The organism is Phaeobacter sp. G2, assembly GCA_025163595.1.
In the GTDB taxonomy this organism is placed as follows: Bacteria; Pseudomonadota; Alphaproteobacteria; order Rhodobacterales; family Rhodobacteraceae; genus Pseudophaeobacter.
Window position 1 is genome coordinate 3,364,584 of sequence record CP104100.1, and the last position, 19,603, is coordinate 3,384,186.

The following is a 19,603-nucleotide window of genomic DNA, read 5'->3' on the forward strand; positions in this document are numbered from 1 at the left end:
TAAGGCCAAAGCAGTGCATGAGCAGGGCCTGAGGGTCAATAATGAGAGATTGGTTTTGTGCCAATACGCCGCAAAAGCGCAAAAGCCATAGATCAAAGGTGCCGAACTACGCCAGCAAATTACGCCAATCGGCGTCGGCGTCGCAACAAAGGGATATGCGTAACTTTGATCATAGGTAGGCTCCATATCGGAGCATTTGACATAAAGAAACCCCTTTCCGCCAGCAAGACCCAACAAATTGACCTCCCCCTCGCAGGGCTATCGACCTGGCCACGCCTCTGCCCTAGCTGCGATAGCTCTTGCAAATGCCTGCCAGTCAGCGCAGCAGAGACCCCATGAGCATCACACCCCCACAGAACCCCCGCCTTGCGGCTGCGTTGATTATTCTAGCGACCGTTTTTATTGCTGCGACCACGCTGTTGGCCAAGGCCCTGGGCACTGAGGCTTTGGGGCCTGCGCTACACCCTTTGCAAATCAGCCATGGACGGTTTTTATTCGCCTTCCTGGTGATTTCCATGGCTGTGAGGGCAATGCGGTTCAAATTGCGACCGCCGCAGTGGCGGTTGCATATCGGGCGCACCAGCTGTGGCTGGCTGGGCATCACGCTGATGTTCGCCTCGGTGGCCTATGTCCCGCTGGCGGATGCCACGGCGATTGCCTTTTTGAACCCGGTTTTTGGCATGTTGCTGGCGATTCCGCTGCTCGGCGAACGGGTTGGTCCCTGGCGCTGGGGGGCTGCAGGCATCGCCCTGGTGGGGGCCATGATCCTGTTGCGACCAACGCCGGACAGCTTTCAACCGGCGGCGCTGTTGGCGTTGGCGGCCGCGACCATCATGGGGCTGGAGCTGATATTTATCAAAAAGCTCGCCGGGCGCGAACGCCCGCTGCAGGTTTTGTGGTTCAATAACGCTCTGGGAATGATGATAGCCAGCGCAGCGGTTTTGCCGGTCTGGCAGGCGCCCACCGCGCTGCAATGGGGGGCTTTGGCGGCGCTTGGCACCCTGATGGCCTGCGCCCAGGCCTGTTTTGTCAATGGCATGGCGCGGGCCGAAGCCTCATTTGTGGCGCCGTTCAGCTATGCCACGCTGATCTTTGCCACGCTTTATGATTTTATTGGTTTTGGCGTGATCCCGGATTGGATCACCCTCATCGGAGCCGCCGTTATCCTGTCAGGAGCTGCGATTCTTGCCTGGCGCGAGGGGCGGCACCCCTCCGTGAAAGCACCAGGCATCGTGGAAAAGGGCTCTCTCACGCCTTGAGCCGGTAACCGCTGCGCAGCATGGCCCAGGCCAGTAGGCAGATGGCAAAACTCGCGCCGGCGCAGATTGCCATGCCAACAAAAGGCGCCCCATCAGAGGTGCCGATCATGCCAAAACGCAGCCCATCAATCAGGTAGAACACCGGGTTCACCTGCGCCAGAGCGTGCAGAACGGGCGGCAGCGCATTGATCGAATAAAAGGTGCCGGACAAAAACGCCAAAGGCGTGACAATGAAATTGGTGATCGCCGCCATCTGGTCAAACTTATTGGCAAAAATCCCGGCAACGATACCCAGCCCGCCCAAAAACAATGCCCCCAAGACGATGAAAACAAGGGCAATCAGGGGATGCGCCGGAACAATTTGCAGCACCACAGCCAGCCCCACCGCAATCCCGCAGGCAACCATAGTGCCGCGCACAACCGCGCCGGCAAGATAGCCCAGCAGGATCTCCAGCCCAGAGAGCGGCGGCATCAGGGTATCAACGATATTGCCCTGCACCTTGGAAATCACCAACGACGAAGAGGTATTGGCAAAGGCGTTCTGGATCACCGTCATCATCATGATGCCCGGCGCCAGAAAATGCAGAAAGGGCACTCCCATGACATCGCCGCGTTTGGGACCAATTGCGAGGTTGAAAATCAACAAGAACAGAGCCGCTGTCACCAGTGGCGCCAGCAAGGTCTGGGTCCAGACCACCAGAAACCGGGTGATTTCGCGCTGCGCCAGCGTCTGCAGCCCCAGCCAGTTCACCCGTCCGAACCGGCGCTCACCGAGTGCATTCTGATAGCCCATCTGGCTGTTCGCCCCTTGCTCCGACATGATTTCCCCGCATTTGTTGTGCTTTCACTGCATAGCGCTTGGGTTCTGAGGCGCAAGGTCTCTTGTAACTCTCTGCCCATCGACTAAGATAGGGACCTGAATACGGAACTCGATGGCGGCCGCAGAATTCTGGGGCCGCTATTAGCTTGGAAAGGCAACAGATGTCCTGGACAGACGATCGCGTCGAATTGCTCAAGAAGATGTGGGGCGAAGGTCAGTCGGCCAGCCAGATCGCAAAAGAACTGGGTGGGGTGACCCGCAATGCTGTGATTGGCAAGGTGCATCGCCTCGGCCTGTCCAACCGCGCCACCACCGGCGCCAAGGCCGCAGCCGAACCGAAAGAAAAGCCCGCGGCGGCTGCCAAACCGGCGCCCAAGCCAAAACCGCAGCCCAAGACCGAGCCCGCCCGCCCGGTAACCCCGGCGCCTGCGGCAGCGGCAGCGCCCGCATCGGACGCCCGCCCGATGGTGCCCGCACGCAAGCAGATCATCCCTGCAGGCCAGCCACTGCCACCGCAGCCCTCCGCCAACGAAATCAGCCCCGAGGCCCTTGCCAAGGTCAATGAGGTCGAAAAGAAGGCCAAGAAGCTGTCGCTGATGGAGCTGACCGAGCGCACCTGTAAGTGGCCCGTTGGCGACCCCGCCACCGAGGACTTCTGGTTTTGTGGTCTGCCGGTGCAACAGGGCAAGCCCTATTGCGAAGCCCATGTCGGCGTTGCCTTCCAACCGATGAGCGCCCGCCGCGACCGCAAACGGTAGCCAGCAGTTGCACGACCAACAGATTAAGATCTAAAAGCCCTGCGCCCCTCCGGCGCGGGGCTTTTCAATACGAACAGTTCTCCGCTGCACAGCCCCGACGGCGCAGATCTACGCAGATCGACACATGGCGTTCGGCCGCCATCTCAGCCGCCCTAGACGGTTTGCAGCAGATAGCCTGTAACTGGCCAAGGCAGCAATACGACAGCCCACCCCGGAAAACCGGTATTTAGACTGGATTTCGGTGGGTGATGGCACTTCAAAATCAAGCGGGCCCGACCTCGGCACCGCGCCAAGGTCAGGACCATTCACAAAAAGTCAGACAGCTCAGTTCCCAGGGGCTTTGGATGTGAAATTGGGGATAGGTCTGCCCGAAGCCTCCTTCGGCTCGATCCCTGGCCAGTTGCCTTCGGCGAGATTGATGTTGCCGCCAATATCCTCTTCCCAAAACCCAACAACGTTTTTGGTGATATTGAGATAAAGCCGATCGTCAACAATGCGCCACAGGTTGGGGTTGCCGGGCACCTTACCGCCCTTGGAAACACCATAGGCACAGTGACCGTCATATTGCGGCACAAAAAATGCAGGGTTTTCGAGGAATTTGGCCCGGTTTTCTTCACTGGCAAAGGCGAATTTGGCGCCATTGTATTCTGCCGTGATATCAGCCCGCCCGGGGATTGCCGCCGCCTGCGGCTGTCCAACAGCACTCTGGTCAAGGCTGCGATAGGCCACAACGTCGTAGCCAGACACCGCAAAACCGGTCTGATCGACAAACTGCGGCCCGGCAAAGACTGGTCCGGTAAAGACGGGCAGACCAAAACTGATGGCCGCAAGGGCCGCAAATGCAAATCGCTTCATCTGTGTCACACTCCTGAGTTAGATTACCGTCTGACTTTAGACGTCCGAAACATCGGGCGGGCTCTGCCCTACAGCCCCGTTGAGAATCAAACTAGCCCGTTGTGCACAGCCGCGAAACGGGGCTCACGCGACTGTGTTTGAACAGCGCAATTGCGTGAACACGCAGAAAGTTGCGGCGATCAGACCTTCCAGTCATTGGAATTTTGGACAAAGCCCCTATTCTCAGTAGACATCGCGCATGGGCGCAGGGCGTCGCGCGCCTCTTACACCACTAGCAAAGACAGGGCTCCTTCAGATGAGTGATACAACCTATACACCGCCGCAGGTTTGGACTTGGGAAAAGGACAACGGTGGGCGGTTTGCCTCGATCAACCGTCCGATCGCCGGGGCGACCCACGACAAGGAGCTGCCCGTGGGCAAGCATCCGTTCCAGCTTTATTCGCTGGCCACGCCCAATGGGGTCAAGGTCACGGTGATGCTGGAAGAGCTCTTGGAAAAGGGCCATTCCGGTGCCGAGTATGATGCCTGGTTGATCAACATCGGCGAAGGTGACCAGTTTGGCTCAGGCTTTGTGGAGATCAATCCGAACTCCAAGATCCCCGCCCTACATGACCTGAGCGGCGAGGCGCCGCTGCGGGTGTTTGAATCCGGCTCCATGCTGGTGCATCTGGCCGAAAAATTTGGCGCATTCCTGCCCAACGACGGTGCGGCGCGCACCGAGGTGATGAACTGGCTGTTCTGGCAGATGGGCAGCGCCCCCTACCTGGGCGGCGGCTTTGGCCATTTCTACGCCTATGCCCCTGAAAAGTGGCAATATCCTATCGACCGTTTTTCCATGGAAGCTAAACGTCAGCTTGACGTACTGGACCGCCAGCTGGCCGAAAACACATTCATCGCGGGTGACGACTACAGTATCGCCGATATTGCCATCTGGCCCTGGTATGGCCAGCTGGTGCTGGGACGCCTTTATGAGGCGGCTGAGTTCCTGGATGTGGAAAGCTATACCAACGTGATGCGTTGGGCCAAAGAAATCGACGCCCGCCCTGCGGTCAGCCGTGGCCGGATGGTGAACCGGGCCTTTGGCGCGTTGCATACCCAACTGCGTGAACGCCATGACGCAGGTGATTTCGACACCCGGACCCAGGACAAACTGGAACCTGCCGAAAGCGACAGCTGACCCCAGCAAAGGGAGGGCTCCCGCCCCCAGGCCTCTTTTGGCCAAGGCCAAAAGAGGCAGCTGGCGTTGGGCCCGGCACTGCGCGTAGGCGCGCAGTGCTGCAGCGACATACGGCGAAGCAATGCATGCTGGCGCTCTTGTTGAATAAAGCGACGCCCCATCCCCACGCGCGCGCCGCGCCTTGCGCGGCGCTGGGCCCAACGGGAAGAACCCTGCAAAGGGCGATGACGGGCGGGAGCCCCCCCCTTTTGCCTTTACGCGCCAGGGCCCGTTGGGCATAGGCGTCTGCTAAGACGGGGAAGAGGGATTATTTTAGGATCGGTGGCTTTTCCGGGTCGCTGCCTGGGATGACCGGCTGATAGATCTTTGGCTCTTCCAGCTTGGGCAGATCAAATCGCAAGCCGACGCGCGCCAGGCTGGCAGCCATTGGATCGGAAGCCGCAAAAAATCCAACATCCAATGCACCGGCCTCAATCCCGGAGAACGTCAAAGCTTCACTGACCGCCTGCGCCAGTGCCGCCTCGGCCTCTGGCTGCGCAGCAACAAAACCCAGCAGGTGTCCCTGCCCACCGCCCCTGTAGCGCAGCGACACCAGATAGGCGGCCGTGGCCAATCCAGCAGCTGTCGCCAGTTTTACATCCAGAGCGCTCAGCAATACTTCTGGCAGCCCGGCGGGTGGCAGGAGCTCTTCGATCGCGGCTTCCACCTGATCCGGTGCATTCTGCAACGTCTCCTGCAGCCAGCCCACTGCCTCCGCGGACAAGAGCGTCGACGAGGGTGCCACCTCCAGGTTCACCCCCAGGCCAATACCCTGCCCGGCCAGCATTTCAACCACGCCGCGCCCGGCAAGCCCCGCATAGGGCACTGCGTCACCGGCAAACTGAGCCAGCCGGTCCTCGCGGTCAAACACCAACACAAATCGCCCATCGGGGGTTTCAAACAATTCTGGCGAGATCCTGTCACCTTCCGGCTCTTTGCTCAGCATCATGAACAGCTCGCTATCGGCCAGGCGTTCATAAAACCGCAGCCGGGCCGCGCCATCCTCCGGAGCCGCCTGCATCTGCGCATAGGCCCGGTCCAGCGGGGTGATGTCCTCTGGGGGTGTCTCACTCATTTCATCAGCTCCTTTACCCGCCCCCGAAGCACCGGCAGCAGCTCGGCTTCGAACCAGGGGTTTCGTTTCAACCACCCGGTATTGCGCCAGGAGGGATGAGGCAAGGGAAAGACGCGCGGCGCATGGTCCCGCCAGGCCGCCACCCGCTGGCCAACCGGCATTTTGCCGCCCAGGTGAAAGGCCTGCGCCGGGCCGCCAATTGCCAGGGTCAGCGCCACATTTGGCAGGCTTATCATCACCCGGTTCCGCCAGGTTGCGGCACAGATCGGCGGCGGCGGCAAATCGGCATTCTGAGCGTTATAGCCGGGAAAGCAAAACCCCATGGGCACAATCGCCACCTGCTCCCGGTCATAAAACTCTGCCTCCCCAAGCCCCAGCCAATGCCGCAGCCGATCACCGGACGGATCGGTAAATGGCCGACCACTTTTATGCACCCGCAGCCCCGGAGCCTGACCAGCAATCAGGATCCGCGCCGAAGGGGCAAACCAGACGACGGGGCGCGGTTGATGCTGGGTGTGGGTTGCGGCAAACCGGTCGGCGCAGATCCGGCAGGCTCTGATCTCGTCCCCTAGTTTTTCTGCCTGCACTGCCTTCTCCTCGTGTTGCCCGACCCTGCCAGGTTCTGGCGCACAGGACAAACCGCCCCTCACGCCGGCACGCAACCCACCACTCCCATTGTTTCCAAAAGGAAAACAGTTAGAAAGCAGGCAACAAGACCGTTTCCAGTGCAGTGAGCGCTGGATCTCACCAGAATGGTTAATCAATCCTTGAAGATTTATGCCATAATTCGACATAATAAAGCCAAAATCGGAACCCATACCCTTAACAATCATAGGATATTCCAGAAACGCGGGGGATCCGGCCGTCACTATGACTGGCAAGCATCCCGCCTAGACCCGCCCCACTGGGGCAGCCGATGAAGCACCAGGACAAGCAATGCTTGAGTTTGAAAATGTCAGCAAGTCCTTCTGGACGGGAAGTCAGCGCAAGGTCATTCTTGACCAGGTGTCCTTTCGGGTTGAGCTGGGCAAATCTCTTGGCATCCTGGCGCCAAACGGCACCGGCAAGACCACGCTCATCAATATGATGGCTGGCCTGGAAAAACCTGACGAAGGCGAAATCCGGCGCGGCTGCAAGATCTCCTTTCCGCTGGGGTTTATGGGCGGCGTGGTCAATCGACTTTCGGCACTGGCAAATGCCCGCTACATCGCCAATCTCTACGGGCTGGACCCTGATTACGTCGAGGCCTATTGCCGTTGGCTCTGTGGCCTGGGGGAGTATTTTGACCAGCCCCTTGGCACCTATTCCTCCGGGATGCGGGCCCGGTTCAGCTTTTCGCTGATGCTGGCCCTGGATTTCGATGTCTATCTGATTGATGAGGGCATGCCGAGCACCACGGATGTGGAGTTCAACAAGAAGGCCGGGGCAATCCTGCAGGAACGCCTGCAAACAACCACCATCATTATCGTCTCGCACCAGGCCAAAACGCTGGAAAAATTTGCCAGCTCGGCGGCCGTTCTGCTGGACGGGAAACTCAATATGTTTGAAACCTTGGAAGAAGCGAAGCAGCTCTATGACTACGAAACCCAAGGCTAAAAAGTTCAGAATTCGCCGTAACCCAGCCTCTCCTGATGCCGGGTCCACAGGTGAGACTGCAGCCGCCCGCCCCATTCCGGCGCCCGATGCGCAAAGCAGTGCGGGCGCGGCCAGTGCCTCGGCCCAGCAGCAGCCAACTGGCTCTGAACAGTCCCCCAAGGCCGCCGCAGCCGCTGGCAAACCGCCCCTGTCCGGGCAGGTGAGCTCAGCGCGCGAAACCCGCCTTGAGACAGATATCGACGCCATCCGCCAAGAGGGGCTCACCGGGCGCCAGTTGCGCATGGCGCGGCGCGTGGCGCAAAAACATGACCTGCCTGCGACCTCGGATTTTGATGCCGTCCGCCTGCTGCGCGAAAAGGGCATAGATCCCTTCAAACGGGCCAATATGCTGGAACTGGTGGTGCCGCAAAACAAGGCACAGCCCGACAACACGCCAGCCGTGGGCCAGCCCGTGCAGCTGCCCCAGACTGTGCCTGCCGCAAAAACCAACCTGCCCTCAACCGAGCTCAGCCCTGCCCAGCGACGCCAGCATGAAATTTCCGAAATGCAGCGCGAGATCGCCGGACGGCGTCGTCGCAAGCTGGTCCTGCTCCTGGCGCGTCTGGGCTTTTTTGTCATGCTGCCAACCCTGATCACCGGGTATTTCTTTTATGCGGTTGCCACCCCGATGTATGCGACCAAATCCGAGTTTTTGGTGCTCAAGGCCGATGGCGCCGGCGCGGTCAGTGGCCTGCTGAGCGGCACCCAGTTTGCCACCAGCCAGGATTCCATCGCCGTGCAGGGTTATCTGCAATCCAAAGGCGCCATGCTACGGCTGGACGATGAAATGGGCTTCAAGGATCATTTCACCCAGGGCTGGATCGACCCCATTCAGCGGCTTGACCCCAATCCGACCAATGAACAGGCCTACAAGGTTTACAAGCGCAACGTCAAAATCGGCTATGACCCCACCGAAGGTGTGGTGCGTATGGAGGTTTCTGCCGCAGACCCCGAGGTGTCTGCCGAGTTTTCCCGCCGCCTGATCAGCTATGCCCAGGATGAGGTGAACCACCTGTCCGAACAAAAACGCTCTGATCAGGTCAGCGAATCTGAGGCGGCTCTGGAGCTGGCGGAAAACAAACGCCGCGAGGCGCAGCGGCATCTGGTGGAGCTGCAACAAGACGGTATGGTGCTGGACCCCGAGGGCGTCATCCTGTCGCTGCGCTCACAGATCAACACCTTTGAGGTTCAGTTGCAGCAAAAGGAGCTGGAACTGGCAGCCTTGATGGACAACACCCGCCCCAACCGCGCCAAGGTTGCCGGTGTCGAGGCCGACATCAATCGCCTGAGCACAGTGATCGAGCGGCTGAATGACCGGATGACCGATGCCTCGGAAGGCGAAAACTCGCTTGCCAATCATCGGGTGCAGATTCAGATGGCTCAGGCCGATCTCGCCACCCGTGATCTGATGCTGCAATCCGCCTTACAACAAGTGGAATCCACCCGCATGGAGGCCAACCGCCAGGTCCGCTATCTGACCACCGCCGTTGCCCCCGTTGCCAGCGAAGAGCCCAGCTATCCGCGCAAATTCGAAAATACGATTTTGGCATTCCTGATCTTTTCCGGTATCTACCTGTTGTGTTCACTCACAGCATCCATTCTCCGGGAACAGGTTTCGTCGTAAGTCATGAAAAACATCCAAGTCGCCAACCTCACCATTGGCAATGATCGCCCCCTGACCATTCTCGCCGGCCCCTGCCAGCTGGAAAGCGCAGATCACGCCCAGATGATCGCCGGCACCCTCAAAGAGGCCTGCGACAAGGTTGGTGCGCAATATGTTTTCAAGGGCTCTTACGACAAGGCCAACCGCACCTCGATCAACGCCAAACCCGCCCTGGGGCTGGACGAGGGGCTAAAGGTGCTGCAATCGGTCAAGGATGAAATCGGCGTTCCGGTGCTGACAGACATTCATGAGGCGGACCATTGTGACCCGGTTGCCGCGGTGGTCGACATCCTGCAGATCCCGGCCTTTCTGTGCCGCCAAACCTCACTTTTGCTGGCCGCCGGGCGCACTGGCGCGGTGATCAACGTCAAAAAGGGCCAGTTCCTGGCGCCCTGGGACATGCCCAACGTGGTGGCCAAGATCGAAAGCACCGGCAATAGCCGGATCATGCTGACCGAGCGCGGCGTGTCTTTTGGCTACAACCGCCTGGTGGTCGACATGCAAAGCCTGCCTGAAATGGCCCGCACCGGCTATCCGGTGGTAATGGATGCCACCCATGCCGTGGCCCAGCCCGGCGGGCTGGGCGGTGCCTCGGGCGGGCAGCGCGAGTTTGCGCCCATCCTGGCCCGCGCCGCGGTCGCAACCGGCATTGCCTCGGTCTTTATGGAGACCCATCAGGATCCGGACAACGCCCCCTGTGACGGCCCCAATATGATTTACCTCGATCAGATGCCCAAACTTATTGAAACCCTGATGGCTTTTGACGCGCTCGCCAAAGCCAACCCAATTATTATCTGACCCCTCAAGGGATTATTAAAATGAAAAAACCAAGCTCCCCGGTGCAGCCAAACACCTGGAATTTTCTGCGCGATCCAATGATCACTCCAACCGGTTTTCGCGAATATGATGCCCGTTGGAAGTACCCCGAAGAAATCAACCTGCCCGGCATGACTGCCCTGGGGTTGGGTCTGGGAACCCAGATGCACCGGCGCGGTATCCCGCCGGTGATTGCTGTGGCCAATGACTACCGCGACTATTCCCTGGCCATCAAACAGGCGCTTATTCTGGGGCTGATGCAGGCTGGCATCCAAGTCAAAGACATCGGCCCGGCCGTGTCCCCCATGGCCTATTTTGCCCAGTTCCACCTGGACGTACCAGCAGTCGCCATGGTCACCGCCAGCCACAACCCCAATGGCTGGACCGGCGTCAAAATGGGCTTTGAACGCCCCTTGACCCATGGCCCCGATGAGATGAGCGAACTGCGCGACATCGTGCTGAACGGCGAGGGCGCGGCCCGCACCGGTGGCTCTTATGAATTTGTCGATGGGGTCAAAGAGGCCTATCTCGACGATCTGGTGGGCGATTTCAAAATGACCCGCAAGCTCAAAGTGGTCTGCGCCACCGGCAATGGAACCGCCTCGGCCTTTGCCCCCGAATTGTTTGAGCGCATCGGCGTTGAGGTGGTGCCCAGCCACACAGAGCTGGACTACACCTTCCCCCACTATAACCCCAACCCCGAAGACATGGAGATGCTGCACGACATGGCCGACAGCGTCAAAGCCTCCGGCGCCGATATGGCGCTTGGCTTTGATGGCGATGGCGACCGCTGTGGTGTGGTGGACGACGAAGGCGAAGAGATCTTTGCCGATAAGGTTGGCGTCATCATGGCGCGGGATCTCAGCAAGATTTACCCCAATGCGACCTTTGTGGCCGATGTCAAATCCACTGGGCTCTTTGCTTCGGACCCCGAGCTGCAGAAAAACGGCGTGACGGCGGATTACTGGAAAACCGGCCATAGCCATATGAAACGCCGGGTCAAGGAAATCGGCGCCCTGGCGGGCTTTGAAAAATCCGGCCACTACTTCCTGGCGGAACCGATCGGGCGCGGCTACGATTGCGGCATGCGCGTCGCGGTCGAGATCTGCAAACTGATGGAGCGCAATCCTGACATGTCGATGTCAGACCTGCGCAAGGCGCTGCCCAAGACCTGGTCAACGCCCACTATGTCGCCCTATTGTGCGGATACCGAAAAATACACCGTGCTGGAGCGGCTGGTGGCCAAGCTGGTGGCCAAACATGAGGCCGCAGAACCCCTGGCAGGCCGCCGCATCAAAGAGGTGGTGACGGTGAATGGCGCCCGGGTGATCCTGGACAACGGCTCCTGGGGCCTGGTGCGCGCCTCTTCCAATACACCTAACCTGGTTGTGGTCTGTGAAAGCTCTGACAGCGAAGACGAAATGCGCGCCATCTTTGCCGATATTGATGCGGTCATCCGCACCGAACCTTTGGTGGGCGACTACGACCAGACGATCTAAGGCTGGGCCTCTTCTCAACGATGCCAAATGGTTTCCCCTGCCCTGCGGCAGGCGACCCGGGCCCGCCTCACGGCGGGCCCTTTTCTTTTCAAACCTGTCTCGCCGTGAGGCGAGCCCATTGAAATACGGAAACGGGGCCAAGATACCTAACCGCGAGATACGGGACCGAAAGGAGCAAAAGGCGGGTCCCTGCCCCTGCAAACCTGTCTCGCCCAAAGGGCGAGCCATTAGAGCAACGCCCCCCGTCGAACAGGCGAGCGGGTCCGGCCAGGCGGGACTCAGTCCCCTCCCAGCAAGCGCAGCAACTGATCCTTGGCCTCTTGCTCGATACGATCGCGGATCACCTGGTTCAGATCCTGCTCTGGGGTGACCTCCATATCCAACTCCTCGCTGAGCTTTTCGATCACCCGGTCTTTGGCTTCCTGCTCCACCGCATCAATCTCTGGCTGCAGGGCGTTTTTCAGATCCGGGCGAATTTTGGGATCGGCCCAGGGGCCAGTAATCAGCACCGGAATGGTCAGCCCCGCCGCCCCTTTGAGGCCGGAAATGGTTGGCGCAAACCGGTAATCCAGATCCTGCGCGCCCAGCCCGATCCGCCCGCTGCCATCCGCCCGGATGCCTTTTAGCGTCACCAGCAGATCCTGGTTCACCAGATTACCCTTTTCAATGGCATAGCTGCCAGACAGCTGGTCAAACACGGTGCTGCCACCATTGCCCCGCCCCGAGCGCATCAGCTTTTCAAGGTCAAACCCGGTAAAGAACCCCTTGTTGACCTCCAGCCAGCCCTTGCCCGAGAGCGAGCGCATCAGTGCATCCAGGCTAGCGCCAGAGGCCAGATACTCCAGCTCGCCCAGCGCCTCGCCATTCAACCTGTCATATCCAGCCAGCTGCCCCAGGCCCTTCTCCAGCCGGATGCCGTTGAAACTCAGCTTACCGCCGGCAGAAAACCCGTTGCGGTTATTGGCCACCACCTGCCCCAACACCTGACCACCAAACAGCGCCGCAGGTTGCAGTTTCAGCACCGCGCGCGACCGGTCCAGGGTCAGCGATAGCTTACTAGCGCCAAACTCAAGCCCCGCCGCCTTCAGGCTGTTAAAACTCACCACGGCAGTGCCGTTGGCCAGGGCCAGCGCCGCGGCGTCAATCGGCTCCTTTGACCAACCAGAAGCCGCCACCTCAGAGCTTTCACCTGCCGCCGCAGCTGTTGCGGCAGAGGTCAAACCAGGCACCGTCAGATCGCCGCCATTCAGCTGCGCGGTAAATTGCGGCACATCCGACAGCACAACATCCAGGCCACCTTCCAGCCTATTGCCATCCAGATCCAACGCCATATCGCGCAGCGCCAGACGTCCATCGGTGGTATAGGTGGCATCAGCGCCGATCACCATCGCTTGCCCCAGCCCCTGCGGCAACGTAATGCCGTTCTGGCCAAAGGCCGTCAAAAAGGCCTCCGTATCAGTGGTCTTTGCGGTGACCCGCCCCGTTGCGGCGCCGGTCAGGTCAGCGCGCCCGTCAAAGCGCAGGCTGCCGCCGTCAGCCGCGACCGACGCCCCAACCGAAGAAACCGCGCCGTTCAGAAAGGCGGCAAAGCTGCCCACCTCGGCCTGCACCTGCAAAGGTGCCCCGGCCGGCCTAAGTGTCAGATCAACATTCACCGTGCCGCTGGGATCCGGCCAGCGCAGCACCATATCCACCGAAGACATCTCCACCGGCGCGCCCTTATGCGGCTGATAGCGCAGCGACGCCCCGGTCAGGGTCAGTTTTTCAATACTGATCGGCAAAGCCGCCGCCTGGGGTTCGCCAGCGCCCGCCGCCGCGGCCGCGCCGTCGCTCTCGCCGCCCAGCACCCAATTGCCCCGGCCATCCGCGCGCTCCGACAGGTTCAGATGCGGCAGCACCGCCGAAACCTCGGTCACCCGCACCTTGCCCCGCAACAGATCCCCAGCCGAGATGCCAATCGACAGGCGTTCGGCAGTCAGCATCGGCTCTGGCCCGGCCCAGTCCGCATTGGACAGCACCACCCCGTCCGATTTCACCCCCAGCATCGGCCAAAGGGTAAAGCGCACCTCACCCTGAAACGTCAGCTTGCGCCCGGTCTGTGCCTCAAGCTGATCGGCGGCCAGCCCCGCGACCTTTTCGCCGGGCAGCATAAACAGCACCACAACCAAAACCACCAACGTCGCGATCAGTGCCCCCAAGATCCGCAAAATCAGCTTCATTTGCCCACTCCTCATGTCTTTTCCCCTGGCTTTAGGGGCTTACCGCCAGCTTAGCCGCTCCACCCTTGGGCGCAATGCTAGACTGAGCCAAACCCGCGCTCCCAAAGGCCGCTCTTACCGCAGCCGGAACCGCTGTCGCAGCCCAAGACCAAGGAAAAACAACAGCGGCAGGCTGGCGACGGTTTGGAAACCGGCAAGGAGTTTCAAAACTGGCGGCAAAGACGCCATGAACTCCGCCCCAAAGAAGACCCGTCCAAAGCCAAACAACGGAAACAGATTGGAAAAACTCAATCCCATCGCCGCCCCCATCGGACGCGTGACCTCCGCCAGCGGCGCAGGCACACAGCACCCCGCGAAAAAGCCCCAGAAAGCGACAAAGCCAAAGGCCCAGAGTCCTGCCAACCAAAGCGCGGGCCGCGCAATGGAATGGCCATAGTCAGACAAACCTCTATACAGCAGATAGGGCAATCGCTGCCAAAAACTACCACTCTGGGATTTTGTCACAGCTTCAGCGAAGTACATTTCCCGGCGGAAAAAGAAATGCGCTTCTTCAGGTAGGCCTTGTTTGCTCAAGACATGGCGGATGGCTCCACAGGTTTTTTGCGCGTTCTCCACATCTTCTACGCCCTGTCCCGGCCAAAAACTCTTCTCAAAGCTGTCCTTCGTAAAGGAAGTTTTTTCATGCAAAACCGCGCCAGAGAAATCGGGATAACAAAAGGAAAAACGAGCGTTGCTAAAATCAGTCGACCCCTTGAAATCAGTGGAAACAAATCTGACTGGAGTAGAAACACTAGTCCTTCTGCCAAATCGTTTTGAGATGGCATCGCTCAAGAACTGTGCTTCACCAAAATCGGCCCTACTCTCAAAAGTGACTGTGGGAAAATCAGCCGCCCCAAGGAAATTTACGGCACGAAACGAAGCCACTCCGGAAAACACGCAGCCGGAAAATACTGCCTCCCGCTCAAAATTCGCGAGGCTAAAAGAGGATTTCGCACCAAATTTTGAATTCGAAAAAATCGCTGAACTGCAAAATTTCACCTGATCAAATTCAACATCGCAAACAAAATTTGTTGTTTCAAAAACTGCTTGACTCTCAAATATTGCGCCATCGAAAATGCACTGAATTTCAACCGATGCTCGTGACCACGACGCGTGTTTGCAAAAATAGGCATTGTTTGCCCATAGACCGAAACGAAGATCAGAACCAGAAAAGCTCACAGCCCTGGGAAATACCAATCCCATCAGATCAAGAATTTGGTCAAACAATAGGCCAGAAAGATCCACCCTTTGCAAAGGATCAGGGATCCTCAGTTCTTTTCCTGCCCGTCTTTTTGTTTCGTTTGCAAAAAATGTTTCAACCTCGCTCTTGTACTCCGACCACTCGCCTACTTCATTTAGTGGATCACCCGGTGTCACTGAGAGCTTCTTTTTCTCTTCTTCTGTCAGGGCCTGCCCGGCCCAAGCATTCCAAACCTTTCTATTGTAGTGTGAATCAGCCCCGTACAGTGTCATCAGCACATACCAAGGGTTCCAGTCGGCGTGCTTTAGTTGGCGAGAAGGGGTTGCGGGACCCTCTCCCTCATTGGTCTCGTCGCTCATCTCGGGTTCTCGTCATTAAAATCACTTTGGTGCAACCTATGAGGTTCCCCTACAGCAGCGCAACTTGCAAGTGAGGGCAGCCCTAGTCCCGAAGGAGGCCGTAAAGTGCCCGCCTGTGGGGCGGGGCGGGCGCTGCCCGGCCTTTCGGCCGGGCGGTGGGCTCTTGGCACCTGCCCCGTGCCAGGGGGAGTTGCACGCCTTGCATCGCCGTTTTTCTTGCCTACCGCCGCATTCCTGTTATATGCGCGATCATGACCAGCAATCCGCCAGACCTTCGCCCCGACCTCGCCCCCAAAGCCCTGATGGGGGACAGCCCCCGTGCCGGCCAGCCAACGCTTGGTATGGTCTCGCTTGGCTGCCCCAAGGCGCTGGTGGACAGTGAACGCATCCTCACCCGGCTGCGGGCCGAGGGCTATGGCATCTCCCCCGATTACGCCGGGGCTGACGCGGTGATCGTCAACACCTGTGGGTTTCTGGACAGTGCCAAGGCTGAAAGCCTGGAGGCCATCGGCGAAGCGCTGAAGGAAAACGGCAAGGTCATCGTCACCGGCTGCCTGGGGGCTGAACCGGACTACATTCGCGAACATCACCCGCGTATTCTGGCCGTCACCGGCCCGCATCAGTATGAGCAGGTGCTGGACGCTGTCCATGCCGCCGTGCCGGCTGATCCCAATCCCTTTATTGATCTGCTGCCAGCCACCGGCGTGCAGCTGACCCCGCGCCATTTCAGCTATCTGAAGATCTCGGAAGGCTGCAACCACAAGTGCAAATTCTGCATCATCCCCGATATGCGCGGCAAGCTGGCCTCAAGGCCCGCCCATGCGGTGCTGCGCGAGGCCGACAAGCTGGTCAAGGCCGGGGTGCGTGAGCTGTTGGTGATCAGCCAGGATACCTCGGCCTATGGGCTGGATCGCAAATATGATGTGAACCCCTGGAACGGCGAAGATCTGCGCAGCCATATCCTGGATCTGTCGCGCGAGCTGGGCAAACTGGCCCCGGCGGATGAGCTGTGGATCCGGCTGCACTATGTCTATCCCTATCCCCATGTGCGTGATCTGATCCCGCTGATGGCGGACCCGGACAACGCGCTGCTACCCTATTTGGACATCCCCTTTCAGCATTCGCACCCGGATGTGCTGAAACGCATGGCGCGCCCTGCTCATACCGCCAAAACCCTGACCGAGATCGCCGCCTGGCGCGCGATCTGCCCCGATATTACTCTGCGCTCGACCTTTATTGTCGGCTACCCCGGTGAGACCGAAGCAGAGTTCCAGCACCTGCTGGATTGGATGGAGGAGGCGCAGCTGGATCGGGTGGGCTGCTTTAAGTATGAAAACGTCGATGGCGCGCGCTCCAACGCCCTGCCCGATCATGTTGATGAAGACGTCAAGCAAGAGCGCTGGGAGCGCTTTATGGAAAAGGCGCAGGCCATTTCCGAGGCCAAGCTACAGGCCAAGGTCGGCCAAACCATGCAGGTGATTGTGGACGACATTGACGAAGACGGCATTGCCACCTGCCGCACCAAATCGGATGCGCCAGAGATCGACGGCAACCTGTTTATCGACGCAGGCACCGAAGATCTATCTGTCGGTGATCTGGTGACGGTCGAGGTCGACGAAGCCGGCGATTACGATCTGTGGGGGACACTCGGCTAAGCCCCCACCAGCCGCTGTTTCGCGGCATGTTTTCCCACCACCGGAGGCAAAAGCGCCTCCTGAGGTGGGTTTAGGTCAGCCACGCGCACCTGCTTTGCCTGGGCTTCTCTATTCAAACGCTGCTACACTCGCCATACCAGCCAGAGTATTCAGCCAGAGAGAGACCCAAGCCATGACGGATGAAATCCCCGAGATCGCCCAGAAAAGCCCCTTTGCCATCGAGGTCACCGAAGGAAAAAGCTATTTCTGGTGTTCCTGCGGCAAATCGCAAAAGCAGCCGTTTTGCGATGGCAGCCATAAGGGCAGCACCTTTGCACCAGTGAAATACACTGCGGAAAAGACCGGAAAACTGTTCTTTTGCGGCTGTAAACACTCAGCCAAACAGCCGCTGTGTGATGGCAGTCACTCCGGACTCTAGGTCCAGACCTCCCGTATGGCCCTAAAGCCCCACGTGGGAGCTTTGCCTGGACGGTGGATGCATGCTCCCGGCGGCTGAGGGGTCACGCGTTAGTTACAGTCTGCCCGCAGGCGCAGTAGGCGCGCTGCATTGCAGCAATAGACCGGGGGCTCAACCGATCCCTCCGGCCTCTCTGCCCCGTCCTGCTCGTGCTGCCTGTCCTGCCGGTCCAGTAAGCGTTTGCAGCTTTCTGGCGCATCGCAGCCGCGACAGGAGGTGATCATCTCCGCCCAGTCCTCAGCACTGATTTTGCCGGTCGCAAAAGCCTCGGCCAGATCCGCGCCAAGATGTTTGCCCATCCGGGCCATCAGCTGCAAGTGCAGCATCGCGTCCCCAAGTGGGTGCATGAGAAAGCTCCTTTCGTTTGCGAACTATGGCGCCGCCGATTAATTAAACGCCACCTTCCTTCAGATAGCCCAACAAATCCCGGTTGCGGCAATAGTCCGGCGCGTCAACCAGTGCCGGATCTGCCGCGCCGCCCTCCAGCTGAGCCAGCCGCGCCGAACACTGCCGCGGGTGTGCACATCGACTACAGCGCAATACTGCTTCGGAAATTTCATCAAACGCCAAATGGCCTGCGATGGCCTGTTCCTGCAGATCCAGTCCCAGGGCCTGGCTCATGCGGTCAAACAGGGCTGCATGTGTCTTGAGGGTAGATTGCGCGCGCACAGAGGATCTCCTGCCAATGATGATGGGCAAAAGCTATGAAAGCAGAGGGGCGCCTGCCTTGATGCAAATCAACGCCGGGTCAGTCCGCGTGTTGATCCAGATAGGCCCGCACCGCATCCTGAACCCGGCGAAACCGGTCGCCGCCCAGCTTTTTGCCACCGTACCAGCGCGTTACGATAATGACATGGTCCCGCAAACCCTCGCGTTCCAGCATCCGCAAAATCACCATACCCGCGCCACTTTCGCCGTCATCCGCCTTTAGCCCCCCTGTCGGCAGCAGTGCCGCCCAGGTGTTATGGGTGGCCTTGGCATAGCTGCGATCCCGTTTCAGATTTGCCAGCACCTGATCCACCTCTGCCCGCGAGGTGACCCTGGCCCCACTCACGGCGTAGCGCGACCCACGGTCCGTCAACACGACACCAAGCTGTGTCAGGGGAATGGCCGACATATCGGAAGAGGTCATCGTGGCAAGGATCCGTTGGTCAAAGGCAAGAGCTCCCCCTTCTTATCGGGCAATTCAGCTCGGCGCCAGCGGCAGCAGGACAGCGGTATAGCACCAGAAAGCGCGTTGTTATTCTGCCTTTCCCCATGCGGGCGCTACAGGCCAATACGAGCAAATACGATCCGAGTTCCGGCGGGAATTGCAGTGGTCCACCAGGACTGTTTTGCCGCCCCAGCGCTTGCAAATCGCCACTGATGAGGGCAGTCTGACCTATATGTTTAGCATCGAACATGATTTTGACTGCACCACGGTGACCCTTGTCGACGAAGGGGACCAACCGCTGTTGGAGGATCTCACGCTGCATGCCTTTGCCGAATGCGTGACCATCGAACAATTGGATACACGCACCGATCAGGTGCAGAAAATTACCCTCTCCTATACACAGGTTCGCGATCTCGCTGCGGCTCTGGATCTGCCCGAAGGCGTCTATCGGCTGGTGCCGGAAACGGCAAAAGGCCCCGCCTAAAACCCTACCGCCAGACTCCCTGTCGCGCCCAGGGCCAGGCTGGACGAGGCATAGCCGATCCTGGAGACCTCGCAGTCAGGTTTCCTAACCGCCAGGTGGCTGCCCTTTCTCAGGGGCAATCAGTTAGCGGCCAGCCCTCCCAAGACAGATCTCAGCCGCGGCCAGTGTAGACAAAGACCTTGTTGCGCGATGTCGCCCCCTGGTGCAGCTCCAGGTTTGAGCTGGCCACTCCCATGGCCTTGGCCAGAAGGCTGCACACAGCCTCGGTCGCCTTGCCATTTTCGGGCACACAGGTAACTGTCACCTTTAATCCGGTCTCAGACTGTATAATGCCATTGGCAGCTGCTTTTGGCGTCACTTTCACCGCAATCTTTGCGCCGGTGACGGCCAGATCGGAAAGGTCTGGCAGGTTTTTTCTCTTTGGCTTGCCCATGTTGCCC

At 59.3% G+C, this 19,603-nt stretch carries 20 protein-coding genes; 10 read left to right on the forward strand and 10 right to left on the reverse strand.

Translation table 11 applies throughout. The annotated features are described in order from the left end of the window. The first annotated feature begins 335 nt into the window (after positions 1 to 335). Positions 336 to 1,259 (forward strand): DMT family transporter, encoded by a 924-nt coding sequence (locus N1037_16035; protein UWS78764.1) that lies wholly within the window; start codon positions 336 to 338, stop codon positions 1,257 to 1,259. Here N1037_16035 and N1037_16040 read toward each other — a convergent pair. Then, positions 1,249 to 2,079 carry an ABC transporter permease gene (locus N1037_16040; protein ID UWS78765.1) on the reverse strand — a complete coding sequence of 277 codons (831 nt, stop codon included), beginning with the start codon at positions 2,077 to 2,079 and terminating at the stop codon, positions 1,249 to 1,251. The genes N1037_16035 and N1037_16040 overlap by 11 nt on opposite strands. A 161-nt stretch (positions 2,080 to 2,240) precedes the next feature. Here N1037_16040 and N1037_16045 point away from each other — a divergent pair, with 161 nt between their 5' ends. Next, the gene (locus tag N1037_16045; protein UWS78766.1) at positions 2,241 to 2,837 is read left to right on the forward strand and encodes a GcrA cell cycle regulator; all 597 of its coding nucleotides are present in this window, start codon (positions 2,241 to 2,243) and stop codon (positions 2,835 to 2,837) included. 324 nt (positions 2,838 to 3,161) lie between these two features. On the opposite strand, the gene N1037_16050 is transcribed toward N1037_16045, so the two are convergent. Then, on the reverse strand, positions 3,162 to 3,692 hold the full coding sequence (locus N1037_16050) for a hypothetical protein (GenBank protein UWS78767.1): 531 nt from the start codon (positions 3,690 to 3,692) through the stop codon (positions 3,162 to 3,164). Between the two features lie 295 nt (positions 3,693 to 3,987). On the opposite strand from N1037_16050, the gene yghU reads away from it, so the two are divergent. Next, positions 3,988 to 4,869, forward strand: coding sequence for a glutathione-dependent disulfide-bond oxidoreductase (gene yghU / locus N1037_16055; protein UWS78768.1), 882 nt, complete (start codon positions 3,988 to 3,990; stop codon positions 4,867 to 4,869). Between the two features lie 307 nt (positions 4,870 to 5,176). On the opposite strand, the gene N1037_16060 is transcribed toward yghU, so the two are convergent. After that, on the reverse strand, positions 5,177 to 5,983 hold the full coding sequence (locus tag N1037_16060) for an SseB family protein (GenBank protein UWS78769.1): 807 nt from the start codon (positions 5,981 to 5,983) through the stop codon (positions 5,177 to 5,179). Beyond that, the gene (locus N1037_16065) at positions 5,980 to 6,570 is read right to left on the reverse strand and encodes a uracil-DNA glycosylase family protein (GenBank protein UWS78770.1); all 591 of its coding nucleotides are present in this window, start codon (positions 6,568 to 6,570) and stop codon (positions 5,980 to 5,982) included. The genes N1037_16060 and N1037_16065 overlap by 4 nt, the downstream gene beginning before the upstream one ends. A 349-nt stretch (positions 6,571 to 6,919) precedes the next feature. Between N1037_16065 and N1037_16070 the strand changes: the two genes are divergently transcribed. From N1037_16070 to N1037_16085, 4 genes are read left to right on the forward strand one after another with little or no spacing between them, the layout of a single operon-like run. Further along, on the forward strand, positions 6,920 to 7,579 hold the full coding sequence (locus tag N1037_16070; GenBank protein UWS78771.1) for an ATP-binding cassette domain-containing protein: 660 nt from the start codon (positions 6,920 to 6,922) through the stop codon (positions 7,577 to 7,579). Beyond that, a complete protein-coding gene (locus N1037_16075) occupies positions 7,557 to 9,242 on the forward strand; it encodes a capsule biosynthesis protein (GenBank protein UWS78772.1) in 1,686 nt (561 codons plus the stop codon). The genes N1037_16070 and N1037_16075 overlap by 23 nt, the downstream gene beginning before the upstream one ends. A gap of 3 nt (positions 9,243 to 9,245) precedes the next feature. Continuing rightward, positions 9,246 to 10,079: a 3-deoxy-8-phosphooctulonate synthase gene (gene kdsA / locus N1037_16080; GenBank protein UWS78773.1), complete on the forward strand. Its 834-nt coding sequence runs from the start codon at positions 9,246 to 9,248 to the stop codon at positions 10,077 to 10,079. 20 nt (positions 10,080 to 10,099) lie between these two features. Continuing rightward, positions 10,100 to 11,596: a phosphomannomutase/phosphoglucomutase gene (locus tag N1037_16085; GenBank protein UWS78774.1), complete on the forward strand. Its 1,497-nt coding sequence runs from the start codon at positions 10,100 to 10,102 to the stop codon at positions 11,594 to 11,596. A 278-nt stretch (positions 11,597 to 11,874) separates the two neighbouring features. Here N1037_16085 and N1037_16090 read toward each other — a convergent pair whose 3' ends face one another. Both N1037_16090 and N1037_16095 read right to left on the reverse strand, forming a co-directional pair. Beyond that, positions 11,875 to 13,815, reverse strand: coding sequence for an AsmA family protein (locus tag N1037_16090; protein ID UWS78775.1), 1,941 nt, complete (start codon positions 13,813 to 13,815; stop codon positions 11,875 to 11,877). 114 nt (positions 13,816 to 13,929) lie between these two features. Continuing rightward, entirely contained in the window at positions 13,930 to 15,414 is a 1,485-nt protein-coding gene (locus N1037_16095; GenBank protein UWS78776.1) for a pentapeptide repeat-containing protein, read from the reverse strand. A gap of 251 nt (positions 15,415 to 15,665) precedes the next feature. Between N1037_16095 and rimO the strand changes: the two genes are divergently transcribed. Together rimO and N1037_16105 are read left to right on the forward strand one after the other, a co-directional pair. Next, positions 15,666 to 17,069, forward strand: coding sequence for a 30S ribosomal protein S12 methylthiotransferase RimO (rimO, locus tag N1037_16100; protein ID UWS78777.1), 1,404 nt, complete (start codon positions 15,666 to 15,668; stop codon positions 17,067 to 17,069). A gap of 172 nt (positions 17,070 to 17,241) precedes the next feature. Next, positions 17,242 to 17,487 (forward strand): CDGSH iron-sulfur domain-containing protein, encoded by a 246-nt coding sequence (locus tag N1037_16105; GenBank protein ID UWS78778.1) that lies wholly within the window; start codon positions 17,242 to 17,244, stop codon positions 17,485 to 17,487. An 89-nt stretch (positions 17,488 to 17,576) separates the two neighbouring features. Here N1037_16105 and N1037_16110 read toward each other — a convergent pair whose 3' ends face one another. The 3 genes from N1037_16110 to N1037_16120 form a co-directional block, all read right to left on the reverse strand. After that, complete coding sequence (locus tag N1037_16110; GenBank protein UWS78779.1) at positions 17,577 to 17,873, reverse strand: DUF6455 family protein; 297 nt, start codon at positions 17,871 to 17,873, stop codon at positions 17,577 to 17,579. Between the two features lie 43 nt (positions 17,874 to 17,916). Next, on the reverse strand, positions 17,917 to 18,195 hold the full coding sequence (locus N1037_16115) for a DUF6455 family protein (protein UWS78780.1): 279 nt from the start codon (positions 18,193 to 18,195) through the stop codon (positions 17,917 to 17,919). 79 nt (positions 18,196 to 18,274) lie between these two features. Next, complete coding sequence (locus N1037_16120) at positions 18,275 to 18,658, reverse strand: YigZ family protein (protein UWS78781.1); 384 nt, start codon at positions 18,656 to 18,658, stop codon at positions 18,275 to 18,277. 253 nt (positions 18,659 to 18,911) lie between these two features. Between N1037_16120 and N1037_16125 the strand changes: the two genes are divergently transcribed. After that, positions 18,912 to 19,163 carry a hypothetical protein gene (locus N1037_16125; GenBank protein ID UWS78782.1) on the forward strand — a complete coding sequence of 84 codons (252 nt, stop codon included), beginning with the start codon at positions 18,912 to 18,914 and terminating at the stop codon, positions 19,161 to 19,163. Positions 19,164 to 19,314: 151 nt separating this feature from the next. On the opposite strand, the gene N1037_16130 is transcribed toward N1037_16125, so the two are convergent. After that, the gene (locus N1037_16130) at positions 19,315 to 19,596 is read right to left on the reverse strand and encodes a DUF167 domain-containing protein (GenBank protein UWS78783.1); all 282 of its coding nucleotides are present in this window, start codon (positions 19,594 to 19,596) and stop codon (positions 19,315 to 19,317) included. Positions 19,597 to 19,603: the final 7 nt, after the last annotated feature.

Coding starts and splice junctions, on each gene's coding strand:
- N1037_16125 (UWS78782.1), top strand. CDS start 18,912: ATGTTTAGCATCGAACATGATTTTGACTGCACCACGGTGACCCTTGTC.
- N1037_16105 (UWS78778.1), top strand. CDS start 17,242: ATGACGGATGAAATCCCCGAGATCGCCCAGAAAAGCCCCTTTGCCATC.
- rimO (UWS78777.1), top strand. CDS start 15,666: ATGACCAGCAATCCGCCAGACCTTCGCCCCGACCTCGCCCCCAAAGCC.
- yghU (UWS78768.1), top strand. CDS start 3,988: ATGAGTGATACAACCTATACACCGCCGCAGGTTTGGACTTGGGAAAAG.
- N1037_16035 (UWS78764.1), top strand. CDS start 336: ATGAGCATCACACCCCCACAGAACCCCCGCCTTGCGGCTGCGTTGATT.
- N1037_16085 (UWS78774.1), top strand. CDS start 10,100: ATGAAAAAACCAAGCTCCCCGGTGCAGCCAAACACCTGGAATTTTCTG.
- N1037_16120 (UWS78781.1), bottom strand. CDS start 18,658: ATGACCTCTTCCGATATGTCGGCCATTCCCCTGACACAGCTTGGTGTC.
- N1037_16050 (UWS78767.1), bottom strand. CDS start 3,692: ATGAAGCGATTTGCATTTGCGGCCCTTGCGGCCATCAGTTTTGGTCTG.
- N1037_16130 (UWS78783.1), bottom strand. CDS start 19,596: ATGGGCAAGCCAAAGAGAAAAAACCTGCCAGACCTTTCCGATCTGGCC.
- N1037_16045 (UWS78766.1), top strand. CDS start 2,241: ATGTCCTGGACAGACGATCGCGTCGAATTGCTCAAGAAGATGTGGGGC.
- N1037_16075 (UWS78772.1), top strand. CDS start 7,557: ATGACTACGAAACCCAAGGCTAAAAAGTTCAGAATTCGCCGTAACCCA.
- N1037_16070 (UWS78771.1), top strand. CDS start 6,920: ATGCTTGAGTTTGAAAATGTCAGCAAGTCCTTCTGGACGGGAAGTCAG.
- N1037_16040 (UWS78765.1), bottom strand. CDS start 2,079: ATGTCGGAGCAAGGGGCGAACAGCCAGATGGGCTATCAGAATGCACTC.
- N1037_16110 (UWS78779.1), bottom strand. CDS start 17,873: ATGCACCCACTTGGGGACGCGATGCTGCACTTGCAGCTGATGGCCCGG.
- N1037_16060 (UWS78769.1), bottom strand. CDS start 5,983: ATGAGTGAGACACCCCCAGAGGACATCACCCCGCTGGACCGGGCCTAT.
- N1037_16095 (UWS78776.1), bottom strand. CDS start 15,414: ATGAGCGACGAGACCAATGAGGGAGAGGGTCCCGCAACCCCTTCTCGC.
- N1037_16090 (UWS78775.1), bottom strand. CDS start 13,815: ATGAAGCTGATTTTGCGGATCTTGGGGGCACTGATCGCGACGTTGGTG.
- kdsA (UWS78773.1), top strand. CDS start 9,246: ATGAAAAACATCCAAGTCGCCAACCTCACCATTGGCAATGATCGCCCC.